Origin of the sequence: Flavobacterium panacagri, from assembly GCF_030378165.1 — a bacterium.
In the GTDB taxonomy this organism is placed as follows: domain Bacteria; phylum Bacteroidota; class Bacteroidia; order Flavobacteriales; family Flavobacteriaceae; genus Flavobacterium; species Flavobacterium panacagri.
Map to the genome: position 1 here is coordinate 2,213,335 of NZ_CP119766.1, position 22,672 is coordinate 2,236,006.

Annotated in this window: 22 protein-coding genes; 9 read left to right on the plus strand and 13 right to left on the minus strand. The window is 31.7% G+C overall.

Annotated features, from left to right (window positions below):
• The first annotated feature begins 137 nt into the window (after nucleotides 1-137).
• Nucleotides 138-383: a hypothetical protein gene (locus P2W65_RS10000; RefSeq protein ID WP_289665277.1), complete on the plus strand. Its 246-nt coding sequence runs from the start codon at nucleotides 138-140 to the stop codon at nucleotides 381-383.
• 27 nt (nucleotides 384-410) lie between these two features.
• On the opposite strand, the gene P2W65_RS10005 is transcribed toward P2W65_RS10000, so the two are convergent.
• The gene (locus P2W65_RS10005; RefSeq protein ID WP_289665278.1) at nucleotides 411-1,349 is read right to left on the minus strand and encodes a hypothetical protein; all 939 of its coding nucleotides are present in this window, start codon (nucleotides 1,347-1,349) and stop codon (nucleotides 411-413) included.
• Nucleotides 1,350-1,437: 88 nt separating this feature from the next.
• Nucleotides 1,438-1,977 (minus strand): magnetosome magnetite crystal formation protein family, encoded by a 540-nt coding sequence (locus P2W65_RS10010; RefSeq protein WP_289665279.1) that lies wholly within the window; start codon nucleotides 1,975-1,977, stop codon nucleotides 1,438-1,440.
• 512 nt (nucleotides 1,978-2,489) lie between these two features.
• Here P2W65_RS10010 and P2W65_RS10015 point away from each other — a divergent pair.
• Nucleotides 2,490-3,956, plus strand: a complete 1,467-nt coding sequence (locus tag P2W65_RS10015) for a glycoside hydrolase family 130 protein (RefSeq protein ID WP_289665281.1) — start codon at nucleotides 2,490-2,492, stop codon at nucleotides 3,954-3,956.
• A 401-nt stretch (nucleotides 3,957-4,357) separates the two neighbouring features.
• On the opposite strand, the gene P2W65_RS10020 is transcribed toward P2W65_RS10015, so the two are convergent.
• Complete coding sequence (locus tag P2W65_RS10020) at nucleotides 4,358-5,140, minus strand: TIGR03915 family putative DNA repair protein (protein ID WP_289665282.1); 783 nt, start codon at nucleotides 5,138-5,140, stop codon at nucleotides 4,358-4,360.
• A 5-nt stretch (nucleotides 5,141-5,145) separates the two neighbouring features.
• Nucleotides 5,146-6,402 carry a putative DNA modification/repair radical SAM protein gene (locus P2W65_RS10025; RefSeq protein WP_289665284.1) on the minus strand — a complete coding sequence of 419 codons (1,257 nt, stop codon included), beginning with the start codon at nucleotides 6,400-6,402 and terminating at the stop codon, nucleotides 5,146-5,148.
• Nucleotides 6,403-6,709: 307 nt separating this feature from the next.
• On the opposite strand from P2W65_RS10025, the gene P2W65_RS10030 reads away from it, so the two are divergent.
• Nucleotides 6,710-6,955, plus strand: a complete 246-nt coding sequence (locus P2W65_RS10030; RefSeq protein WP_289665286.1) for a hypothetical protein — start codon at nucleotides 6,710-6,712, stop codon at nucleotides 6,953-6,955.
• On the opposite strand, the gene P2W65_RS10035 is transcribed toward P2W65_RS10030, so the two are convergent.
• Nucleotides 6,952-7,713 carry an alpha/beta fold hydrolase gene (locus tag P2W65_RS10035; RefSeq protein ID WP_289665288.1) on the minus strand — a complete coding sequence of 254 codons (762 nt, stop codon included), beginning with the start codon at nucleotides 7,711-7,713 and terminating at the stop codon, nucleotides 6,952-6,954. The genes P2W65_RS10030 and P2W65_RS10035 overlap by 4 nt on opposite strands.
• Nucleotides 7,707-8,609: an EamA family transporter gene (locus P2W65_RS10040; protein WP_289665290.1), complete on the minus strand. Its 903-nt coding sequence runs from the start codon at nucleotides 8,607-8,609 to the stop codon at nucleotides 7,707-7,709. The genes P2W65_RS10035 and P2W65_RS10040 overlap by 7 nt, the downstream gene beginning before the upstream one ends.
• A 161-nt stretch (nucleotides 8,610-8,770) precedes the next feature.
• Here P2W65_RS10040 and P2W65_RS10045 point away from each other — a divergent pair, with 161 nt between their 5' ends.
• Complete coding sequence (locus P2W65_RS10045) at nucleotides 8,771-9,229, plus strand: Lrp/AsnC family transcriptional regulator (RefSeq protein ID WP_289665292.1); 459 nt, start codon at nucleotides 8,771-8,773, stop codon at nucleotides 9,227-9,229.
• Between the two features lie 11 nt (nucleotides 9,230-9,240).
• On the opposite strand, the gene P2W65_RS10050 is transcribed toward P2W65_RS10045, so the two are convergent.
• Nucleotides 9,241-9,453: a helix-turn-helix domain-containing protein gene (locus tag P2W65_RS10050; RefSeq protein ID WP_091492688.1), complete on the minus strand. Its 213-nt coding sequence runs from the start codon at nucleotides 9,451-9,453 to the stop codon at nucleotides 9,241-9,243.
• An 87-nt stretch (nucleotides 9,454-9,540) separates the two neighbouring features.
• On the opposite strand from P2W65_RS10050, the gene P2W65_RS10055 reads away from it, so the two are divergent.
• Nucleotides 9,541-9,843, plus strand: a complete 303-nt coding sequence (locus P2W65_RS10055; RefSeq protein WP_289665295.1) for a hypothetical protein — start codon at nucleotides 9,541-9,543, stop codon at nucleotides 9,841-9,843.
• A gap of 94 nt (nucleotides 9,844-9,937) precedes the next feature.
• Here the strand turns inward: P2W65_RS10055 and P2W65_RS10060 are convergent, their stop codons facing one another.
• From P2W65_RS10060 to P2W65_RS10075, 4 genes are all read right to left on the minus strand, one after another.
• Nucleotides 9,938-11,677, minus strand: coding sequence for an ATP-dependent nuclease (locus P2W65_RS10060; protein WP_289665296.1), 1,740 nt, complete (start codon nucleotides 11,675-11,677; stop codon nucleotides 9,938-9,940).
• Nucleotides 11,678-11,941: 264 nt separating this feature from the next.
• Nucleotides 11,942-13,345 (minus strand): DUF1254 domain-containing protein, encoded by a 1,404-nt coding sequence (locus tag P2W65_RS10065; RefSeq protein WP_289665297.1) that lies wholly within the window; start codon nucleotides 13,343-13,345, stop codon nucleotides 11,942-11,944.
• Nucleotides 13,346-13,510: 165 nt separating this feature from the next.
• Nucleotides 13,511-14,806 carry a nucleoside hydrolase-like domain-containing protein gene (locus P2W65_RS10070; RefSeq protein WP_289665299.1) on the minus strand — a complete coding sequence of 432 codons (1,296 nt, stop codon included), beginning with the start codon at nucleotides 14,804-14,806 and terminating at the stop codon, nucleotides 13,511-13,513.
• Nucleotides 14,807-14,977: 171 nt separating this feature from the next.
• Nucleotides 14,978-16,072 carry a Ppx/GppA phosphatase family protein gene (locus P2W65_RS10075; RefSeq protein WP_289665300.1) on the minus strand — a complete coding sequence of 365 codons (1,095 nt, stop codon included), beginning with the start codon at nucleotides 16,070-16,072 and terminating at the stop codon, nucleotides 14,978-14,980.
• Nucleotides 16,073-16,366: 294 nt separating this feature from the next.
• On the opposite strand from P2W65_RS10075, the gene P2W65_RS10080 reads away from it, so the two are divergent.
• A complete protein-coding gene (locus P2W65_RS10080; RefSeq protein ID WP_289665302.1) occupies nucleotides 16,367-16,975 on the plus strand; it encodes a hypothetical protein in 609 nt (202 codons plus the stop codon).
• An 81-nt stretch (nucleotides 16,976-17,056) separates the two neighbouring features.
• Here the strand turns inward: P2W65_RS10080 and P2W65_RS10085 are convergent, their stop codons facing one another.
• Both P2W65_RS10085 and P2W65_RS10090 read right to left on the minus strand, forming a co-directional pair.
• Nucleotides 17,057-19,543 (minus strand): Hsp70 family protein, encoded by a 2,487-nt coding sequence (locus tag P2W65_RS10085; RefSeq protein WP_289665304.1) that lies wholly within the window; start codon nucleotides 19,541-19,543, stop codon nucleotides 17,057-17,059.
• Nucleotides 19,544-19,553: 10 nt separating this feature from the next.
• Complete coding sequence (locus P2W65_RS10090; protein ID WP_179001218.1) at nucleotides 19,554-19,841, minus strand: hypothetical protein; 288 nt, start codon at nucleotides 19,839-19,841, stop codon at nucleotides 19,554-19,556.
• Nucleotides 19,842-19,942: 101 nt separating this feature from the next.
• Between P2W65_RS10090 and P2W65_RS10095 the strand changes: the two genes are divergently transcribed.
• The 3 genes from P2W65_RS10095 to P2W65_RS10105 all read left to right on the plus strand — a co-directional run bounded on the left by P2W65_RS10095 (nucleotide 19,943) and on the right by P2W65_RS10105 (nucleotide 22,601).
• A complete protein-coding gene (locus P2W65_RS10095) occupies nucleotides 19,943-20,779 on the plus strand; it encodes a hypothetical protein (protein ID WP_289665308.1) in 837 nt (278 codons plus the stop codon).
• Nucleotides 20,780-20,847: 68 nt separating this feature from the next.
• Nucleotides 20,848-21,684: a hypothetical protein gene (locus P2W65_RS10100; RefSeq protein WP_289665309.1), complete on the plus strand. Its 837-nt coding sequence runs from the start codon at nucleotides 20,848-20,850 to the stop codon at nucleotides 21,682-21,684.
• A gap of 71 nt (nucleotides 21,685-21,755) precedes the next feature.
• Nucleotides 21,756-22,601 carry a hypothetical protein gene (locus P2W65_RS10105; RefSeq protein ID WP_289665312.1) on the plus strand — a complete coding sequence of 282 codons (846 nt, stop codon included), beginning with the start codon at nucleotides 21,756-21,758 and terminating at the stop codon, nucleotides 22,599-22,601.
• Nucleotides 22,602-22,672 lie beyond the last annotated feature (71 nt).

Consider the following 22,672-nt stretch of genomic DNA (forward strand, 5'->3'; position numbering starts at 1 on the left):
AAATGGTCAATTTGAACGTAAGTGTGGGAAGATAGTGGTTGGGAATGAGGTAAATTCGAATGATAATTAGTTTTTGGAACATACTGAATCTTACCGCATTTCTGGCTACTATTTTTTATGAATTTTAAGAATACTAAATGACAGGAAAATTAAACGTTCAAAGATTAAAAGAGACTTTAGATTACTTGCAAAGTAAACAGCGTGAGTTAAATAGACAAGGCGAAAATGATTCCAGAAGCATCGAATCTATGATTAAATATCTCAAAAAAGATATGCTGGATCAATACAATTTGGAGGATCATCATTTGTCTATCAAACAAGAAATTAAAGACACTGAAACATTTATAAAAAACGTTAAAAGCATCATTGAGATCAATTCTTAACTTTATTCTATAGAAAGAAAACTACTTTTATTCCAGTTTATATTTTTCGGTTTTACAATCCAGAATCAGTTTATGTTGGAGAAATAGTTTATTCCCAATCATTCCCTGCATTCCGGAGCGTTTCATTAGAAATTTCTGAAGATCTGAAGTGCCTTCAATATAAGTAACTTCAGAAAGGTTTAAAACTAAATTTCCAAACTGTATTTTCTTTTTCGCGGAAGCGGAATATACATCCAGTGTATTTTCCCAAGAATTTCCTTTTTCGGCTTTTATCGGACTATTTTTGATTTTGTATTTTTCCCAAATTTCTTTTTGCGTAATCAATTCGTAACCACTTGTTCCTGTATCAAAGAGCAATTTCAAATCTTGATTTTCAATTTTTGAAGGAATCAATATTTTGCGTTTTTTGAATTCAAAAGCTGTAAAATTTTCTTCTGATATTTGTTCAAGAAAGGAACATTTACTGTTTTTAAAATCTAAAATAGTTACTCGTTTTTCCAGTAAATCGGTTCCAATTGTACCTACAATATTTTCCGCATCTGGATTGTCAAAATCGATTACACTTCCATAATTTAAAAGTTGAAAAACAGCCGAATTAATCTTCATATTTCTAATCGTAAAACCTGTTGAAATCTGTTTTTTTGCGGAGTCCATTTTTATCGCATTCAGAAATTTTTCTGAGATTGATGCTAATGATTTTTTATAGAAAACAGTAATCGGCGAGTCGGAATCAAACTGCATATAAAAGATTTTGTCAATTCCGTCAATTTGTACCGGAATTAGTAAAGCTTCATGCTGATTTTCATTGCCTGAAATCCATTTCAGCGGAATGTTTTCTGCAATTCCTGAAACGTTCAGATAATTCTCCGGCGGTGTGAATTTCTTTTGAAAATAAAAATATCCTCCAAATAAGGACAAAACAATAATCGTTACAATAATAAGGGCAACTTTCTTAAATAATTTCATGACTGATTTTTTTTGCAACATTCGGATTTAGCTTCCGATTTTCGCGCAAAATCAATGCGACATTTTTACGTCAGTTTTATGACTCCAATTATAAGAAGTTGTGTTTTAGTTTGATAGCTAATGTTTGATTTTGATTTAGGCTAATACCATTCAGAATAACAATTACCAATTTCAAACCCAGAATTGTAATTAACGGAATGAGAAAAAGTGGAAATTTTATCAAAAAAGCACGTTGAATAAACGGACTTAAAATCAATAAAAATGAAAGGATAAGGCTTAAGAAAATTTGAACAGTAATGATTTGTTTTCCTAATTCACGGTTTTTATGATCTTTGGTTTTATAAGTCAGAATCAAAGGAAAAATGATGCTTCCAAACGGAATAATAAGTCCTGTTAAAGCAGAAAGATTGATGATTTTAGCTCTTTCTACTTCGCTTTTCTCATTTTTATTTATGAGGTTTTCTGGTTCTGTTTCCAGCGATTGTGCAAGAGTTTTGAGTGTAAATCCTTTTAGAATACTTCCGGCTTCGATTCTCTGAATTGTTCTTAACGAAAGTCCCGATTTTTCGGCCAGTTCATTTTGAGTCATGTTTTGGGTTTCTCTCAAAATTTTTACGTTGTTCTTCATTTTTTAGGATTGGCAGTTTGAAGACGAAAATATAAAAAAGTTTTTTATCGTTTGTTTTTAAATTATTTCAAGCAGATTTTACAGATTTAGGCAGATTTAATTATAATAATTAGTTGGGAGTAATTATTTTTAAACACATAGAAACATAGTTATACAATAGCTGAAAGGCATTTCATTTGCATCAATACACATAGCAAACTATGCGTTGGAAACTAGTTTCTTTTTATCTCTTTTTTAGACAAACAAATAACTATGTTCCTATGTGTTTAATTTTTTTCTATTAATTAGATCTAATGGGTTTATGATAATCTGCTTTTATCTGCTCAAATCTTTTTAAATCTGCGTGAAACTTTTTAAGTACTCTTCAGGGTATATTTAACAGAATACAATCTTTATAAATAGTGTTTCAAAAGTTAAAGTTTAATAAAAATTAAGCCTTTTTCTTTAACAAAATGATTAACTTGTTGTAGAATAATGATTCACCTATATTAAATATCCTAAAAAATACCACTATGCGCGTATCAGTAGTTCGAAAAAACATAAAATTTACACCAGATTCCAGAAGAGTAGTTGCCCGATATTTTATGAATGGGCACGAAAGAACCCAGCAAATGGTGCTTCGGATTATGATGCTCGACGAAAAACAAGTATCACAGACTTTGGAACAAACGCTTCGTGAGTTCGCCAGACGACACCGAAATATCTCGGCAGTTTTCTTTAAACATTGCGAAAGAATAAGACCTATAATAGAAGAATTACAGATCAATTATGAAGGCATGTCTTCTGACCGAAAAATGTTGATTGGTTCCTATTGTACAATGGAATATGCAATTGAATCGGCTGCGATTTTCAATCCATCAATTGTAGAAGATTTTGACCAGACTGGATTAGAAGCAGGCGAAAAACGTGTTGTCATTTCGTTTAGAGCTACGGGCGAAGGACATATTTCATCTATTGTTTTTAGAAGAGGAATTCTGGATAGAAACAATGATCTGCATATCATGAAAATCGGAAATCATATTGATAAGGCCGAAATCGAACATAAGACCTTATTTAACAAAGAAAGATTTCTAACAAAACTGGCAGAAATGCATACTACAGATAAGTATATCGAACAAATTATGCACGATCTTCCAGATGAATTTGAGTTTGCAGTGCTTAAAAATACATTGACCGATGCGTTAAAAGATCCTGCTATTCGAGAAGAAAGAAAAACAGCTTTACAGGAAATATTATGGCTCGCTAATTCCTTTTACGATTTACAATTCAAACACGATTCGGATATTACGGAACGTGTTATTTTTCCAATTTCTGATTCTGAAAGCCGTGGAATTGAAGATGCGCGTTTTGTTCGTTTTGTGGATGATGACGATTCTGTCCGTATTATGGCAACTTATACAGCTTATAACGGACATACGATTTTACCAAAATTAATTTCTACCGAAGATTTTTATAGCTTTAGAGTAATGCCGCTTCATGGAGAAGGAGCGCAGAACAAAAATCTGGCTTTGTTTCCGAGAAAAATCAAAGGTAAATACGCTATGTTGGCCAGAATCGATGGTGTAAACAATTACATTATGTATTCTGATAGAGCCACGCAATGGAATACACCGGTTTTGCTTCAGGAACCTCGTTTTACTTGGGAATTAACGCAAATCGGAAATTGCGGTTCACCACTTTGGACAGAAGAAGGCTGGCTTGTTATTACCCATGGAGTAGGAACCATGAGACGTTATTGTATTGGTGCCTCTTTATTTGATTTGGAAGATCCGTCTAAAGAAATAGGAAGACTTACAGAACCATTACTCGCTCCGTTGGAAGACGAACGTGAAGGTTATGTGCCAAACGTAGTGTATTCCTGCGGTGCAATAATTCACAACAACAGTTTGATTTTGCCTTATGCCGTTTCAGATTATTGCTCAACCTACGGAGTTGTTGATTTGGCTGAATTGTTAGATGCACTTCGAAAAAGTAAATAGCAATTAGCTGGGGCAAATTTCAAAAAATATTTAAACACATAGAAACATATATTAGGATTGTGTCAAAAAAGAAATTAGAAGAAACAAGTTTCCACACATAGCTAAACTATGTGCATTTAAATTAGTGAAACGCCTTTTTTTAATCTCTAAAAAACCATGTCTCTATGTGTTTAAAATAATAAGGCTATCCGCTAAACAAATTAATAATTCAGTATAAAGCATATTGGTAACGCGGATAAAACGGATTTACTTCGTAAAAACGCGGATTAAAACAGATTTTTTATTTATTAAATTTTTTAGACAGATTAATAAAAAATCCTTTTTAATCCGCGTCTTCGCGTTAGCGAATCTGTATCATCCGCGTCTGATTATACAGATTTTTATGAAGATCAACAAAAAATCTATTTTCTGCTTTTTAAATCAGGAATCTTTTCGGTCAGATTCTTCCAGTATCTTTTAGGCATGTGTTGAATGTGAAGCTTCGTGTTTTTACGGGATTCTATATTGACACTTTTAAAATAATTACGCCATAAACTCTGAAAAAATTCTTCATTTTCATCAAATATTTCGGCAAGGAATTTAGACGAAGAAGAGTTGGCATCAAACTGTATTTCGACTGTTGATATATTTTCGAGATCATAGTAAATGCCGTATTTGCGTTTAGCGTCATAAATTAGCCAGCGTTGGTCAGCGTAGCGATTTTTAAAATGATTTTCTATTAGAGGCAATACATTGCAATCTGGCTCTACGATGGCATAATACAAGTTGTCTTTGGTCAGTTTGAAACGAACAAAAGCTTTCATCCTGTGGCTTTCTTTACCGGTTAAATGCGTTGCTTTTTGCACATTTAAAACACTAGTATTGCTGAAATCCTGTTCGATATTAATTGGACTTGCCAAAACATATTGTACATATCGAAACAGGGTTTCTTCAATCTGATTCATTTCAGATAAAAAAGCATAATACAAATTCGAAAATCCGCTGTTGGAAAGGCGTTTTTGAAGACCATTCAAAACACGATCGGCTTTAGTATGATCCGTATTTACAAAATGCCTATTGGAAAAAAGTAAAGCATTCGAAGTTTCGTCTTTCGCGAAAGCAACATCTTTGAATTTGTATTCATAGATTTCAAAAACAGCCGTAAGCCAGCCTTCATAACTTCCGTCGTAAATTATCTGTGTCATTTTGATTAAAATAAAGCCAGCTGATTGGAGAAATTATTTTGGTATTTGCTCTTTTGAAAATTCAGAATATGCTCTTTGATCTGAGCAGAAGTCAGGTCTTTTTGAAGCTGAAAAGGAGAAGCAAAAGCCAGAAAATATTTGGAACGACTGTATGCAATTCCTAATTTTTGTAAATCAGTGGCCTGTAATTTTTTAAACTTTCTGGCCGCGACAATTTTCTTAGCACTCAAAACCCCAATTCCAGGAATTCGCAGAATCAGTTCTAAATCGGCAGTATTGATATCAACCGGAAACTGATGTAGATTTCGCAATGCCCATCCTAATTTTGGGTCGATATCCAAATCAAGATTCGGCTGGTCAAAACCGACAATTTCGTTGACATTAAATCCGTAAAAACGCATTAACCAATCGGCCTGATACAAGCGATTTTCCCGAATCATTGGCACGGGAGTTCCAATTGCAGGAAGTCTGTTGTCGTAACTTATTGGTACATAGCCGGAATAATAAACCCTTTTCATCTGCATGGTATCGTAGAAATAATTGGCCATTCCCAAAATTTCAAGATCATTTTCCTGCGTGGCGCCAATCACCATCTGTGTACTTTGCCCGGCAGGAGCAAATAACGGTGCTTTATAATTAGATTTCTTTTCTTCTTTATAACCAACAATTTCATTTTTAAGATATTCCATTGGTTGAATCACGTCCTTGTGATTTTTGTCTGGCGCAAGCAGTTTTAGGCTTTTTTCGGTTGGCATTTCTACATTTACGCTTAAACGATCGGCATATAATCCAGCTTCCTTTAACAGTTCTTCACTTGCACCTGGAATGGCTTTTAAATGAATGTAACCATTGAAGTTTTCTTCCAGTCGTAATTTCTTTACAATTCGAACCAGACGCTCCATAGTGAAATCGGCATTATCAAAAATACCCGAACTCAAAAACAATCCTTCAATATAATTTCTTCGGTAAAAACCTATGGTAAGATCTACGACTTCTTGAACCGTAAAAGCAGCGCGTTTAATGTCGTTGCTTTTTCGGCTTACACAATAAGCGCAGTCAAAAATGCAGTGATTGGTCAGTAGAATTTTTAATAGAGAAACACAGCGTCCGTCTTCTGTGTAAGCATGACAAATTCCGTGTCCAGTGTCGCCCAAACCTTTGTCTTTGTTCTTTCGGGTGCTTTGACTGGAAGAACAGGAAACATCATATTTGGCTGCATCCGCTAAGATCGCCAATTTCTCCATTACTCTTTCGTGTACCATTTTGATCTTAATTTTTTTGTTTTGGAAATGAAAATTCATTCCTTCAAAACTACTTAATTGATCAAAAAAATAAAGGAAAACAGCTGTTCTAAATTGTACCAAATTTGAATCAGTTAGAAAAGTGACTTTAAAATTTTAACTTTTCCAGATTCAAAAACAGGTATAAATACGTGTTTTCAGGTTTTGCAAACTTTTTATATTGCGCCTCAGTAAGAAAAAAATCCGTTATCCCCCTTAACAATTGATTTTTATCTGTAAAAAGACTTACTAGTATTAGCGAATATTTATAAACCGAATAGCTAAAACGATGAAATTTGTAAAAGGACAAGATGTCTCCTACACAGCATTGAGTGGGAGGTCTTATGAGGCGAAAGTGATAGAAAGAAAAATGGATTTCAAAAAAGGGCTGATAATAAAATCTACTTCAAAACAGAGAGATTTTCATTATCTGATTGAAATTCAAAAAAATGGTACAACAGAAAATATTTTGTGTGCCGAGAATCATCTACAATTAATAGAAAAGAAAAAACGACGGGAAAAGAAAGCTGCCTAGAAATGACAATTTATAAAGGCTGTAACTTTTTCTAAAACTACTTCTGGTACTTCTTTGTGAGGTGTGTGTCCTACGTTTGGAACTATATATTGCTCTGATTTTCCATTAACTAAATGCAACGTTTTTTCAACTTGTGCTAAAGTGCCATATTCGTCATTTTTGCCCTGAATGAAAAGCAACGGAGATTTAATTTTTGGAAGTAAACCTTCAATGTTCCAATCTCTGAAATCATCTCGAAGCCACGTTTCTGTCCATGCTTTAAAAACGTTTTCTGTTTTTTCGGCATGATATTTCTCTAGTTTTAAAGCGAGATTTGTTGTTTCATAAGCCTGAACGGCCTGCCGAATTCCTTCGAGCGTAATTTCTTCTACAAAAATATGGGCTGCTTCGGCAACAACCATTTTGATGCGGTTTTGATATTTTGCAGCAGCAATCAACGCGATAGAACCACCATCGCTATGACCGAATAAAATAGCATTTTTAATATTTAGTTGTTCTAAGATATCGTTTAGAACTGTAGCTTCCAATTCTAAGTAATTTACAGATCGTACAAAGGTTGGCATAGGATTCGATTTTCCGTAACCCAAACGATCGTAAACTAATAAATTACATTGGCAGGCAATGGCAATTCTTTTAGGAAAATCTCTCCAAAGTTCGACACAGCCTAAAGAATCGTGCAGAAAAACGAATGTTGGCCTGTCTTTAAAAGCATGTTGATATTCAGCATAAAGAGTATTTCCGTTGCAATTGATTAACATACAGCTGTTTCGTTTTGCATTACTTTTTCTTTTTTGGCTTTAGAAATATTAAGATAGATAATGGCACCAAGCATTATAGCAATTCCTAATAGCTGTGGTAAAGTTACTTTTTCGCCCAAAATAATATGGGCGCAGAAAACCGCTGCCGGCAATTCTAAAGTCAGCAGAACCGAACTTAAACCTGCACCAATTTTAGGCATTCCGACAGTAAAACAAATTGGTGGAATCACAGTTCCAAAAACTGCTAAAAATGTTCCCCATTGCAGTAAACCAAAATCTAAATGTGTACTTGAAGTTATCGCTTCGCAGTTGATTAAAAATATAATCATAGCAGATCCGCTTGTCATTAAAGCGCTTTTTTCGAACATTGGGGTTTCTTTTCCGATTTTGCTCGTAAAAACGATATACAAAGTGTAAAGTATAGCTGATAATAAACTTAAAAGAATTCCTTTAAAAGAAATATTGGTGTTGTTTAGTTCCAAAAGATTGCCCGCTAATACAGTTCCTAAAATGATACATAACGAAGAACCGATTTCAACGGTACTTGGTTTTTTCTTAAAAACAATCCATTCGACCAAAATACTTAGCCATGTAATTTGCATTAACAAAACAATTGCTAGTGAAGCAGGAATATAAGCAACAGACAAATAATAACTGTAAGCAGAAGAACCCATTGTAGTTCCCGCTAAAAGCAATTTCCAGTCTAAAGCTAGTTTATGACCGTTTTTAAGTTTTTTGAAAAGAGCAATCAACCATAAAATCAAAGTTCCCATCAGGGCTTGCGTCAACGTAATTTCAGCTGGACTGTAACCTTCTCCATAAGCAATTTTGGCGAAAGAAGACAGCATTCCGAAACTCAAAGCGCCCAAAGCGACAATAATAATATATTTGTTCATTTTTGTATTCTAAAATATGTTTTGTACAGTCAAAAGTATTTATTGTAGAATTATGAACGAAATATTAAAATTAAATATGTATTTAATTCTTTAAAATAGAAAATTTTATGATTTTTGTCCGAAATTAAATTGTTTTTTATACTTTAACTGGAAAAAATCCGATGCAAGAATTAAGCAAACAAGAAATAGAACTACTTCGAATCCTACAGCAGAATGCCAGATTCGATATTACAGATTTAACCGAAAGACTAAATATGTCGCGAACTTCTGTTTACGACCGAATAAAAAAACTCGAAAATGAAGGTTATATCAAAGATTATGTCGCGATAATTGACCCGAAAAAAGTAGGATTGAATTTCACTGTAATTATAAATCTTTCTTTAACAAGCCAGCGTTTAGAATTGGTCGAAGAATTCTCACGACAAGTTTCGGAACTCGATGAGGTTGTAGAAGGTTATGTAACAGGCGGAATTTTTGATTATGTTTTGAAAGTGGTAGTAAAAGATCCCGAAGCGTTTAATGATTTTATTCGAAAATTATCCAACATTCCAAATATTAGTAAAGTGCAGAGTTCTTTTGTAATGAGTTATATTAAGCAGTCTACTAAATTGCATTTTTAGGAGAAGTAAATTTAGAATTTAAATAGTTCAGTAAAATCTATCTGTAATGCGTTACATACTTTTTCTAAAGTTGAAAGCGTTGCATTGACATTTCCTTTTTCCAATCGAGACATATTACTTTTTTCAAAGTTACATTTTGATGCTAAATCTTGCTGAGAAAGATTTTTCTGAATTCTAATTTCCTGAATTCGTTTTCCGACTTTTTGTTGTATGGTATTGTTCAAAATAAATTATCTTTTATGATAATTCAAATTTTGTTATATATTTGCCTTACTTGGTTATCATTTATGATAACTATAAAAAATAATCTTATGGAAATGAATGAAGTGAAAAAGCTAGACGAGATAAAAAAGCTGTCCAGATTATATTTAAATACACTAAAACCAAAAGATGGAAAGTCTCCTAGTGCAGAAATCAAAATGCTGAATTATTCAGAGCTTGGGTGTGTTATTACCAACATGCTAAAGCTTTGTATTTTAGCACTGGAACAGGATAATTGTAAAAACCAAGCGATTGATGTTGGATTAATTTTGGAACAAGCACTTTATTTATTTCCGACAGATGAAATGGAATTACTGGATTTGATTCAGGAAATGTTGGTTCAGGAAGAATAACATAAAAAAGCTTCAGATTACTCTGAAGCTTTAATTTAATGTATTAGTTTTTATTAAAATAAATATAGTTTTTTCAGTTTTAGATGTGTTTTTACTAATTGCCAATAAATGGTGGAAGTACTATTATGGCTGCTAATGTGTTATGCAGCTCATCAATACTATTCCACTCGGAACAATTTGGAGGAAGATCACTTTTATGATCTATAAGAGCATTAAACAATTTTTCGATTATTTGTCTTTTTGCTTCATTACTTCTTATAGTTTCTAAAGCGTTATAAGGTTTGTCTTTTTTTATTTCTTCTCCAAAGTAAGCTTCTTCGAAATTAGGTAATGAAGCAATTAGTCTAACGTTTACATTCGCAGGTCTATTTTCTATTTCCCCTAAAATATTAGGATTGTTTCCCCAAGCAGAACTTCGTTTTGTACCTTCTTGATTCCAAGGTCTGTCACTATCATGCAATACTGAATAATCAGCTCCAAACTGATTTAATATTTTTATTAATGATACGATAGTTGCTTTGCCTCTTGCTCTAATAATATGAACATCATTGTACTTTGTCTGATTAAGATTTTTAATGTAATTAAATGCAGTATATTCAGTATCTCCTTCAACTATAATTACTTTACCCCCAAAAAAAAACTCAGCGACATAAGGATCACAGAGATTTAGCAATTTTAAATTCTCCTTATCATCATCTCCAAGTTTAATTTTGTCAGGTCTAAAAACGGTAGTTCCTTTTACAACACCATTCTCGTTTTTTTCTACTCTAATAATTGTTGTGTTATCTCTATCAAAATTTATAAATATTGGGGAATGAGTAGTTGCCATTACTTGCCAGTTGTTATTTTCTGGTAACTCATACAAAACATTACTAGCTTCTCTAATAGCATTTGGATGTAAACAAATTTCTGGTTCATCTATTAATAATAAATGAGGCCTCGAAGGTCGTCCCTCTACAGAGACTCTAGTAGATTCTGATAGATATTTTAAAGCTGTCCATAATAAAGTTCTGCGTGCTCCGCTTCCTTGCTTATCAATTGAACTTTTATATCCATCTTTGGGACCCATTAGAAGATTTACTGTAGCGGATTTAAACAAGGATATAGATTTGTCTATGTTGTTTTCTGCGTCAAGTTCAAAGTCAATAATGTAATCAGGAAAAACTTTGGAAATTAATTTCGAAAGCTCTTCATTTGCTGTTTTTATTTGTTCTTGTGATTCATCTATTACTTTGTTTTGTAATATTTTTAAGCTTTCAAGTAGTTTGAAATATTCATTTTCTTCTTCTTCAGCTTGTAATCCAAGAACTTTTTCATTAATTGCAGTCATTAATAAATCAGCAATTGCTTTTGCTTGTACATCAGGGTTGTCAAATGCTAATACAGGATGTGGTTCTGGTCTTCTAAGATTCGCAACAGCTGCAAAACCAAAAGGGGCTTTTGTATCCCAATCATTTATTTCTGTATTGTATCCAACTCTAATGGGATTTTGTCCAGGTCCATTCCATGTCCATTTTTCTTTAACTATAAGTTCATTATTTTCTGTTCTATGTAACCAATGGGTACCAACTCTTTCTTCGTATACAATTGAATGTAATTCAACTTGTGGCAGATTTTCGGGATCAACGTTGTTGTTTGGAAAGTCATCTATACTTAAAAATGATTTTTTAGAACCATCATGCATTACTGTTTCATAAGCTTTTAAAATGGAACTTTTCCCAGCATTATTTGGCCCAACTAAAACAACAATATCGTTCAAATCTATATGTACCCCTTCTGAGCCTATACTCCTAAAATTTTTTATTATTAATTTTACTAATCGTGGATTAGGCATTGATAGAACTATTTGTTCTTCTTCGCTCTTTTCATTTTTTTTGCCATTTGTTTGGTTTAGGTTAATAGAAATAAATTAAAATGTTTTTGACTTACAAAAGTTTTAAATTTTAGTGAATTAATTCTAAGTGTTTTTACCCGATTTAGAAATATATAGTTTGATGTTTTTGAAATTAATCTATCGAGCATCAGTGAAAGTTGATGCAAGTTTTTTTTATAAAAAAAGCTCCAGATTTCTCCGAAGCTTTTGTGAATTAATACATTATCATTTTACAATTTCCGGTAAAGGCATTTTCCAGACATTATTAATTACATCTGGCTGTGGGCCGTAAATTCTGGTAACAAACATGAAGTTTCCTTCTTTAGGAGTAGGCAGCCAGTTGCTTTCTTTATCTTTTCCAGGCGAAGTATTTTGTAGATAAATATTCAAGTCTCCGTTGGACTCAAATTTTAAACCTTTCGTTTTATTTCCAATAGAGTATCTGTTTATTGGATTTGGAACAAGAAAACGTTTGGGTAAGTTGTACATTGTAATACTCCAAAAGTATTTTGCTTCGGGTAAATCTTTTTTGCTGAATTTTAAAATATACTTGTTGTTTCCTAAAAGCGGCTGTTTGTCTTTATCATTGGTACTTCCTGTGTAAACGGCTTCTATTGTTGTATTTCCATAAATTCCGGCAGCGGCTGCAACGGCACGGTTGAGATAGTTGTTTTTAAGTTCGGCTCGGGTACCAAAAAGATTTCCGAAGTCTTTTAGAGAAGCTAAATTAGATTCCAACTCTTGTTTTCCTTCTTCAATTCCTTTTTCAATTGCCTTAATAGTTTCCGGAGGATATTTAGAGCTGTCAAAAGCAACGCCAGGTACAATTCCAATTTTTGCAAAACGTGCTCTAAGTTCTTTCTCACTGCTGTCCTCGTTTGCATATTGCAATAAAGAATTTAATACATTAATGAATTCAGGCGAACTATAATCGCTTTCTTTCCAGACAGGAAGTGGCAGATTGTATTTTTTAACTGGCGGAGCGGCCTGTTTTGTAAATTCGTGTAAAGGAATTATTTTATATTGTGCCTGTATTTTTTTAAGATTAGCTACATCTGAAGGATCGTGCAGCTGCGTGCGACCAACTAGAAATATTAAATTGGTTTCAGAATGTAAAACTTTATTGATTCCTTGCGGGGTTTCGCCTTTCCAGTCTGGGCCAGCAATAAGATATTTACCAGGATTATTTCCAGTGGCACGAGTCCCAATATATTCGTAATTAAAGGTGTAAAGATCAACAAACTGCATTACATAATATCTGTCGTTTTCAATTTTAGGAACTTCCAAAACAACAGGTTCGCTCGAAACATCAAGAGCCGCCATCGAATACGGAGTATCATTATTTATGGTAATAACCAAAGTGTCTGCAGGAGTTGCACTTGATGCAAAACTTTTAAAATTATTAAAACCGGCATAAGCGGCATGTGTTTTATCTAGTGCATTGGCATAAATGGTTTTGTAGTTATAAAATATAGGATATCCATAAATCCATGCCTCTTTGGTAATTGCAGTTATTGAATTGGCAGATGGGGTTTTGTCTGAAACATCTTGTTTCTCTTTTGATTGATCTTTTTTGCAAGCGGTTAACGCTAAAATGCACACGAATAAAAAAGCAGTAAAATTTTTCATAATTCAGGTATTTTGATTTCACATGAGATTATTTCCTGATTTTAAAATTAGATTTTAAAAGAAAATTTTTACTTTTTTAAATAGCAAAAATGGTTGCAACTTATAAGTTGCAACCATTTTTATTCTTGAAAATCAAAACTGAATAGCTCTTTTTATAGAAGTAGTTTATTCATTAAGCCATTCCCATCTTTTACTCCAGTCCAGAAGAATTTCATCTCTCCATTTTGAAATGGTTTTACCTCCCTGAATTTTGCCAAAATAAAGATCAGGATCGTGTTTATCTGTAAACCAATTACTGCCTAACTGATAATCTTTTGAGCTTCTTTTTCCGGGCCATAAATTGGTTGCAACCAATGCACCGGTTTTTCCGTTAATTTCCGGAATATCCGAAGACAATTTATAATTTAAAACTTCTGCTTTCTTCGGAATATATCTGATAGCATAAACATCATTCCCAATATAATAACCAGGCCATTTCTGAATTGTTTTTCCATAAGGCACTTCCATCCAAAAGCCTATAGATTCTTTTTTAGCTTTTGTTTTGGGTACAGTAAATCGCATTTCCATAATCGAACAGTAGGCAATCGTATCGTTAATAGTTGTTGTACGATCAAGTACAGTTCGCGGACTATGATTGAATTTTTCGAAACTGCATCCCCAGCTTTCACGTGTTGGATCATTGGGATCGCCGTCCATCATGTAGAGCAGGGAAGGCGTATCTCCCATTTTTACTTCTCCTTTATAATAATTGATAAAGTCTTTCCCCAAAAAACTTTTGTCTTTAATATGATTCGTGTAATAATTTGAAATTACTACGCTATCGGGCTCATCACTTTTAGAGAATAAACCATAATAAGACGAGTTGTTTTCGATAAACCATAAATTGGGAAAATTGGCAACAATATAAGCGTAACTATTAGCACTCCATTTTTTATTTGGCCCACCAATCCAATACACTTTGATTTTATTTTGAATTTCAGGTGCGTCGTGCAAGGCTTGCGCCAAGTCTTCTAGACCTCCCCAGCACAATATCCATAGAGGCTGAGAACTTTTTTTCTGAGCCGATTTTACAATCCAGTTAGAACCTTCTGTAGCTTTAGAATAACCAATAAAAGATACATTTCCGTGATATCCCTGTTTGGTTATAGAACGAAGATAATCCGGAGATGCAAATCCGGATTGGTGTTTTTGAAGTTTAGGAAGATCTTTTTCATACAAATCAATCATTCGAATTATTTCCTGTTTGCTTCCGTTTCCATAAGAAGGCGATGAAATTAATCCTTCAATTTCAAATTTATCGCTATACATCAGTAAATGCGTCATCGATTGATTATCATCTGGATCTGTGCCGCCAATATCTGTACTAATTAGTATTCTTGGCTTTACAGGCACGGCTTTTTGACCATAAACTGAAGTAATAAAAAGGCTCAGTAAACTAATGATATAAGATTTAATTCTCATGACAATATGCATTTAAAGATTAATGTAATCGATTACAATTGCTAATATAAGGCTTTTATGTATAAGTTAATTTAAAAAATATTTCGAGTTTGAAGCGTTTTTGTGATTTTAAAGAATAAAAAAAGCTCCAGATTTCTCTGAAGCTTTGATGATTTGTAAAATAAATACTTTTTAGAAATTAGTATTAACTTTTTTAGAGCGGTCTGCTATATAAGAAATCAACCAAGTCACTTGTCCATCTTTTACAAAGTAAATTTTCTTTGTTCCAGAATTTGGAATACTTTCCAGACATGTTACCAATATATTGTTTGCCGAAATAAGGTATTTTTGATCGTATGTATTTAAAACTCTTGCAGCTTCTTTATTCGTTTTTGCAAGGTTTGTAAACTTTCCAAAGTTGTTTTTCAGAATAGCATCATAGTCAATAACATCTTGAAGCGTCAAAGCAATATAATGGTCTTTAACGTTCTCATCATAATAAAGTGTTGAAAAAGCCCAAACTGCACCTCCAGATAAATATAATTTATCCTTTTTTTCTAAAGGAGGATTGGAATCAAAAAGCTGTTTTGTCTTTTTACGCAGAATCGGATTAAAGTCAAAAGACTTTTCTTGGTAAGTAGACATATCATTCACCTGACTTTTGTTTACAACCGTTTTTTCTACAGCATCAGTAAGAGTCATGGTACCAAAATCAAGTTCCAAAGGAATAAATTCTAATTTATTATCTTTGAGTTCATCAATATAACCACCTTTAGTAGTTTGAGCTCCAATGTCTAAAAGGAATGCCGTTGCATAATCAACAGGAGGAATAGCACCTTTTACTAAGGTTTTTGCTTCTTCATTTACTTCAAGAACATCAAGCTCTTTATTAGTAAGTGTAGCAATTTTATTTTTTAGAACATTAACATTAGTAGCAGAAGCAAAAACAGGAGCTGCAACGATAAAGATATTTTCGTCTAACATCTTATAGTCGGTTCTAATTTTTTTCAATTGGTCAACAACTATAATACCTGTTTTGTTAATATCTTCTGGCGTAAGTTGTCCATTTGCTCCAATATGATCCGCAAAAGGAATTCTTTCTGTCCAGAAGGAAAGAATTTTATAATCGGCTTTTCTAATGTTACTTACATCAATAACAGAAACTTTAATTGCTCTTCGGCCAATTTCAATTCCAGCATAAATACTTTTTTGAGCAAAGGAATTGAGGGTAAAAATTAAATTAAAGAGAATAAAAAATAGAACTTGGGGTTTGTTTTTTTTAAGCATTGTGTTGAATTAGTAATTAAAATATAATTTGTTTTTAAAAAATTGTAAAGTGTTTTCGTGGTATTGATGTGAAAGTCACAATTTTGTATTGAAAATAATAGCTTTCATTACAGGATTGCAAATTTATAAAAAACATTTGCTAATGAAAAGCTAGTTAGTAAGAAAACAATGTTAAGTTTTGTAATCATGAAAAGATGTTTAATAAATCTTAAATTCTAAGTATTTTATGATCTTGAATTTAGATTTGATGTCTATTCGTTTTTTAATTTTTAAAGAAGAAATACCTAAAACAACATGAAGAAATTGAAATATAACATAATATCCCAAAAATTTATTGCAGGATATGAAGACATTCCTTTTATAAGAACCGGTTATAAAAGTAATACTGCCTATAATGTCTCAATTGAAATATTTGATACAGATTATATTAATTCTTTTTTTAAAACATTTGAGTTGGTTGATTTATACGCAATTCTAATCTTAGATCTGGAACATATTTTTAAGGATGCTAATTTGATTTTTATTTCAAAATTTAAGGTTTACAATAAGAATATTGCGATTGTAAAAGTAGAGTCTGATTTTTTTACGACCATAAACTATAATAGTAGGAATGAATTAGAGAAGCCATTTTTCTTTAGATCAAATAATTTTGAAGAATTGAATTGGGATAAAATTTTAAGTAAATGTTTATACGAAAGAGAGATCGTAAATCTGAAAAAGAGTGTTTTAACAGTAGATCCTTTAAAAATATTAAAAAATAAAGGAATTGATAAAGTTGTAAAATTCTATGTTGATCTAATTGAGGCTTTTTTAGAAGATGTTTTAAAATTGAGACAAAATGTTTTAGATGTAAATGAAGATTATATATCAAAAATTGAAATCAGTTTAGAGTCGAAAAAATAGGAAGAAAAGGTACTTAAGAGTTGTAATAAAAAAAGCTTCAGAGATCTGAAGCTTTTTTTATTGACGTACGTAGCAAATAAGTTATTTTATTCCAAGATTGCCATCAAATGTATTGAAGTCATCTGTTCTTTTTGGTTTAATAATTAATAAATTATAGAGCTGATGGCAGATTGTTTTTAATTCCGTTAAGTTGGAATTGTCGATTGCTTTTTCTCCTAATTGTATCAATTTACTATGTTTAGACTTGTCTTTAAAGGCACTCGGCTCTTCAAGTCGGAAATAATAAAAATAATCTATATAGCTTTCATCCTGATTGTGATAGATGTTTTCTAACAAGTTTTCGAGTTCTTTTTTCTTCTTGCGAATCAAATATTTATTGTTTGATTGAAGAAATTCCTTCTCGTTTTTTGTAATTTTTTCAAATTCTTCTTTCTGGCGTGGACTTCCTTTCTCAACATAAAAAGCAAGGCTATCTTTGATGCTGTTATATTCTTCGAGCTCAGACAAGATATGTTTGTGTCTAATGAGATCATCAAATTCCTGAATGTAGATTTTTTTCAATTCATCAATTTGATATTTTTTATCTGTAATAGCATCATTTTTATTTTCTAAAGCCTCATTATATAGAACAGTCAACGATTCCTGAGATCTTTTTAATTTGGCTAAATATTCATAATTTTCATGCTGTTCTTCACTTCTTATTTCTTCTAAAATGGTATCTAAAGCATTTTTGATTTCGGAGGCTAATTTTTCAATAGAAATTTTTCGCTGATGCGGATTAAAAACTTCACTGATTTCCAAATCAAGAGCACTTATGTAAACATCAATACTTAAATCTCGAGATTCCGAAACTTTAAAGTTTAGTTCGATATCCATTCCTTTTAAAAGATCCTGCTCAAAATTGCTTCCAGCTATTTCAATATATCCAATAGAGACATTACTGCCAACCATATTTCCGGCATTTCCTTCTACTACATTTATAATCAGTTTTTGGTCAGAATTTCTTAATATGTTTTTAGAACAGGTTTTGTAAATGGTTTTCTTAAGTGGCAGAATATCGTTTTTCTTAAAGATAATTTCCATATGGCTTTTCCCTGATTCTTCGTCTAGTTCTAAACAAATATCGTTTGGAATTGGCTGTCCCAAAATACTGTATAATCCGTTGGTAATTTGGATATTTGGATTGCTAAATATTTGTTTCTGCTGCTTATCGAATAAAAATAATGTAAATTGATTGGTTGCTTTTTCTAATAAGGGAACAAATTCAGCTATTTTTTTATTGGCTTTCAAAAGACCAGTGTCAAAACCGCCATCAGCTCGCGTAATTCTGTAATAGCCCTCAAAAGATTCTTCTAAAAGAATGACAATTAATTCTTCAGAATCTTTAGAATGCGGTTCGTAAATAGTCTCAACCTGAATGTTGTTTTCTACAGCTGCAGGCTTGCTTGTAATTTCTTCTTCAATTAATTCAGAAGGTTTAGAACCTGCATAATAAGCAGCTCCAAGCATTACGGCAGTTGTTGGATCTATATTTGTTTCTACCTGAATTTGCGTTCTCTCTTGCAATTGCTGGCGTATGTAAGGAATATATGTAGTGCCGCCAACTAGAATAATGCGTTCTATATCTGAAAAACTCAGAAAGTTTTCTTTAATTAATTTTTCAACTAAATGAAACGATTCTTCAAATTTAGGCTGAATGATGGATTCTAATTCTTTTCGGCTGATATCGATGTCTAATGAAATTTCAAGCTCATCAAAATCGATTTCAATACTTGAGATTTCTTTAATAGAAAGTTCTTTTTTGGCTTCTTCTGCTTTATACAAAAGTTCAAAAAAGAGTTTATTGTAAACGGAGTTTTCTTTAGAAATTAGTTTTGACCAAAGATTATTTTCCTGAGTCTGTTTTTCGATTTTTGGACATATAATTTTCTCAACAAATAAAGTATCCAAATCAACGCCTCCTAGAAAATTATTCCCTTTGTGATCAAATACCTTTAAATCTCGTTCGTTAATATTTACCAATGCGATATCAAAAGTTCCTCCTCCAAAATCATACACCAGCCATTTTTTGTCTGAGGTAATTTCAATATTTAATGAATTCGAATAAGCCAAACAAGCGGCAATGGGTTCTTGAAGCAAAACTATTTCTTCAAAACCTGCCAGATAACCTGCTTTTTTGGTAGCATTGGATTGGATCGTATCAAATGAAGCTGGAATTGTAATAACGGCAGATCTCAGCTTTTCTCCTTGAGCGAAATTAATTAGTTCTTTCAAAACCATTGAAGAAAGTTCGATCGGACTGCGATTTTCGTTGAGGTCTTTAATGAAATAAATTTCATCAGATCCCATTTTTCGTTTAAAAGAAGAGAATACATTTTCTGCATTTGTTGCACTGTGTTCTCTTGCTTTTTCACCTATTTGAATGCGTCCTTTTCGAAACGAAACGACAGAAGGAATAGTATCTTTGAAACCAACAGGATTTTTATAAATACTGATTTTTCCGTTTTCATATTTTGCAATTCCTGAATTTGTTGTTCCTAAGTCAATTCCGATATTGATATTCTTCATAATGCTATTATTATTCTACAATAACCACTGCTTTTTGAACCAATTGCAGTGTGTCATTTTCTGTTTTGTAAATGGTGGGTCTGATAACTTTGGTTATTTTCTTCGAATTTGAGTTTAGGATATTTGCATCAATAGAACTATCTCTTTCATCATAGTTGGTTCCTAAAGGATTGATAATTTTATATCCTTTTTCTTCCAATTCATTATAAATTCTTTTTAGATTGCGCTCCAAACCAGTGAAGTTTTGTTCTAACGCTTTTTTCTCAATTTCAAACAGTTGGTTTATGATTGTATTCATTTCTAAAATCGGATTTTTATGATCAGCAATTTACAATTTATTTAATACGATATTAATTATAAATATTATTTTTTATTAGCCCTAAAATTCTTTGGAACACAATGAATATCATTCAATTATTTTCTTTGTTAGATTTAAAAAGAGATCAGATTTTAGAATTTGGTTCTGCGGATTATATTAGAATCGAGAAAAACATAAATTTCGAAAGAAAGATAAATTCAGAAATAGATTCAAATACAAGTGGAAATTTAATTTTGGCATTAAAAGAGTACAAAGAAGAACTCTTGTTTGTAATCTCAAATCGTATACTTTTTAATTTTTTCACCAATAATAATCGTATTGAAAATCATTTTCAAGATGATAATTTGAATGTTTCTGAAGAAAAAATGAAACATTTTATAAGTCTTTTTTTGGCAGATGATTTGATTTCTTTTTTCAGTCAAAAACTATCAAAAGGTTGGTATCATTATTTAGAAGAACTGGATCTTCTTGTAAAATTTAAAAGATATTTTCCAGAAGAGATTAATTATAAAATGAGTTCGCTTATTTTTTCTAAACTTGATTTTGCAATTTATAAATTGAGTGTTTTGGAGAATAATAAAGTTTCAGATATCGCTTATATCAAACACAGAACCTTTTATGAATTATTATCTCATTTTGCTTCTATTGAATTAGATCAAAAAATTACGAACCTTTTGTCATTGGTTATTGACTTTTATAAAAAAAAGACAAATATTGTTTTTTGGAATTCTGTTATAAAATCAATGGCATTTTATACGGCTTTTGATGATAGTATTAATGAAATTTTATTTAAAAACAGTGATGCTGTTTCTATAACCGGAAAATACTTTAGTAATGCTGATAGAAGTCCTGCTATGCGTGTACTGATTGCAGCAATTTGTGTTATTATACCTTTTTTGGTTACTAAATGTTCCTGATTTTTTTATTTAATCTTTTACAAAAGAGTTAAAAGATTATGTTTGTGCTCTGAAATAATATAGTAAGGATGAATCTAATAGAATTATTTGAAGAGTTAAAAATAAATAAAAGCCATATTCTAGTATTCTCGCCAGAAGATATAATGCGAGTCGAAAAGCAGGTTAATGTTGAGAAAAAGATAAATCCAGAAATAGATGCTAAGACGAGTGAAAATTTAATTTTGGCCTTGAAAGAATACAAAGAAGAACTCTTGTTTGTAATCTCAAATCGTATACTTTTTAATTTTTTTACCCATAGTAATTTACCCAAAGATAGTTTCCTAAATTACAAGAAGACTGTCTCTGATGAAAAAATAAAATATTTTATTGCTCTTTTTTTAGCAGAAGATTTGATTTCATTTTTTAGCATTAAACTTTCAGAAAATACTTCTGAAAAGTTTAAAAAACTGGATGCTCTTTTAGATTTAAAAAAATATTTTCCCGAAGAGGCTATCTACCAAATGAGTTTGCTTGTTTTTTCTAAGCTAGACTTAACGCTTTCTCAATTAGCTGCTTTAAATATTAGTGAACCCTCAAATATTATTTATATTCAACACAAAACCTTTTATGATTTGCTGTCTCATTTTGCATCAATTGAATTAGATCAAAAGATGGATAGTCTTATGACGTTGGTTGTTAGATTTCATAAAAAAAAGACAGATAATGTTTTTTTTATTTCTGTTATAAAATCAATGGCATCTTATAATGCTTTTGGTGAGCTTTTAAATCAAGCTCTTGTAAAAAACAGAGCTATTTTAGTTCAATTGGAGGAAGATAAGGAGCAAGATAAAATATATCTTGTTGTAAAAATTATTGCTGTGATTCTTTTTCTTTTGTTTGCTTTTTCAAAAATTCAATGGTTCTAAATTTATTTCTATTTAATCTTTTGCAAAACGGTTAAAAAGATTATGTTTGTTGCTCAAAATTAACAGCACAGATGAACATAATAGAATTATTTGAAGAGTTAAAGATAGATAAAAGCAATGTTCTATTATTTTCCCCAGAAGACATAATTCGAGTAGAAAAACAGATTAATGTTGAGAAAAGAATCAATGCAGATATAGATGTTAATGTTGCTAATAATCTGATTCTGGCTTTAAAGGAGTATCGCGAGGAATTGTATTTTATAGTTTCAAGCCGAATTTTATATAATCTTTTTTCGAAGAAAAATTATTCCAGACATAATTTTCCTGCTCCTCAAAGAGAATATGATGCTGCAAAGATTCAGTCTTTCATCAGTCAATTTCTTAATGATGATTTAGTGTTGTTTTTTGACCAGAATTTATCTCAGAATAAGTTTGATTACATCACAGATATTTTTGATTTTAAAGACTGTTTTCCAGAAGATGCCCTTTTTCAGTTGAATAAAAAACTTAACGGAAAACTAGATTTTATACTTACAAATTTAACCCAAATGGGTTCGGCAAATATGTCGGCAATCCCATATGCTGAATATAGAAGTTTTTATGTTTTGGTATCTTATTTTAGTTCTGTCGAGATGGATAGTAAAATAAGAAGTCTTGTAAATATTGTTTCGGCACGCTATAATGCCAATAAACTATCCGATTTTTATATGACTTGCATCATGTCGATGCAAGGTTATGTAGCTTATGATCCTTATTTAACGGATATTTTAGTTGGCAATAGAGAAGCTGTTCTTGCCAACAATACTGATAACGGCTCGTCATCAGACAATTCGTCTGGTATATCTGGAAAAACTATTTTTTTTATAATACTTGCTTTAGTAAAAATGATGGTTCTTTTTTCTAAATGCAATCATTAATTTTTAAGTATTGAATTGTATTATAAAAGTATGAAACCTTTTTAAAAGAAAGAGGAGCAGAAGCCTCTGAC

Excerpts from the sequence above, each read along its gene's own strand:
- P2W65_RS10000 (WP_289665277.1), top strand. The coding sequence starts at position 138 with ATGACAGGAAAATTAAACGTTCAAAGATTAAAAGAGACTTTAGATTAC.
- P2W65_RS10005 (WP_289665278.1), bottom strand. The coding sequence starts at position 1,349 with ATGAAATTATTTAAGAAAGTTGCCCTTATTATTGTAACGATTATTGTT.
- P2W65_RS10010 (WP_289665279.1), bottom strand. The coding sequence starts at position 1,977 with ATGAAGAACAACGTAAAAATTTTGAGAGAAACCCAAAACATGACTCAA.
- P2W65_RS10015 (WP_289665281.1), top strand. The coding sequence starts at position 2,490 with ATGCGCGTATCAGTAGTTCGAAAAAACATAAAATTTACACCAGATTCC.
- P2W65_RS10020 (WP_289665282.1), bottom strand. The coding sequence starts at position 5,140 with ATGACACAGATAATTTACGACGGAAGTTATGAAGGCTGGCTTACGGCT.
- P2W65_RS10025 (WP_289665284.1), bottom strand. The coding sequence starts at position 6,402 with ATGGTACACGAAAGAGTAATGGAGAAATTGGCGATCTTAGCGGATGCA.
- P2W65_RS10030 (WP_289665286.1), top strand. The coding sequence starts at position 6,710 with ATGAAATTTGTAAAAGGACAAGATGTCTCCTACACAGCATTGAGTGGG.
- P2W65_RS10035 (WP_289665288.1), bottom strand. The coding sequence starts at position 7,713 with ATGTTAATCAATTGCAACGGAAATACTCTTTATGCTGAATATCAACAT.
- P2W65_RS10040 (WP_289665290.1), bottom strand. The coding sequence starts at position 8,609 with ATGAACAAATATATTATTATTGTCGCTTTGGGCGCTTTGAGTTTCGGA.
- P2W65_RS10045 (WP_289665292.1), top strand. The coding sequence starts at position 8,771 with ATGCAAGAATTAAGCAAACAAGAAATAGAACTACTTCGAATCCTACAG.
- P2W65_RS10055 (WP_289665295.1), top strand. The coding sequence starts at position 9,541 with ATGGAAATGAATGAAGTGAAAAAGCTAGACGAGATAAAAAAGCTGTCC.
- P2W65_RS10060 (WP_289665296.1), bottom strand. The coding sequence starts at position 11,677 with ATGCCTAATCCACGATTAGTAAAATTAATAATAAAAAATTTTAGGAGT.
- P2W65_RS10065 (WP_289665297.1), bottom strand. The coding sequence starts at position 13,345 with ATGAAAAATTTTACTGCTTTTTTATTCGTGTGCATTTTAGCGTTAACC.
- P2W65_RS10070 (WP_289665299.1), bottom strand. The coding sequence starts at position 14,806 with ATGAGAATTAAATCTTATATCATTAGTTTACTGAGCCTTTTTATTACT.
- P2W65_RS10075 (WP_289665300.1), bottom strand. The coding sequence starts at position 16,072 with ATGCTTAAAAAAAACAAACCCCAAGTTCTATTTTTTATTCTCTTTAAT.
- P2W65_RS10080 (WP_289665302.1), top strand. The coding sequence starts at position 16,367 with ATGAAGAAATTGAAATATAACATAATATCCCAAAAATTTATTGCAGGA.
- P2W65_RS10085 (WP_289665304.1), bottom strand. The coding sequence starts at position 19,543 with ATGAAGAATATCAATATCGGAATTGACTTAGGAACAACAAATTCAGGA.
- P2W65_RS10090 (WP_179001218.1), bottom strand. The coding sequence starts at position 19,841 with ATGAATACAATCATAAACCAACTGTTTGAAATTGAGAAAAAAGCGTTA.
- P2W65_RS10095 (WP_289665308.1), top strand. The coding sequence starts at position 19,943 with ATGAATATCATTCAATTATTTTCTTTGTTAGATTTAAAAAGAGATCAG.
- P2W65_RS10100 (WP_289665309.1), top strand. The coding sequence starts at position 20,848 with ATGAATCTAATAGAATTATTTGAAGAGTTAAAAATAAATAAAAGCCAT.
- P2W65_RS10105 (WP_289665312.1), top strand. The coding sequence starts at position 21,756 with ATGAACATAATAGAATTATTTGAAGAGTTAAAGATAGATAAAAGCAAT.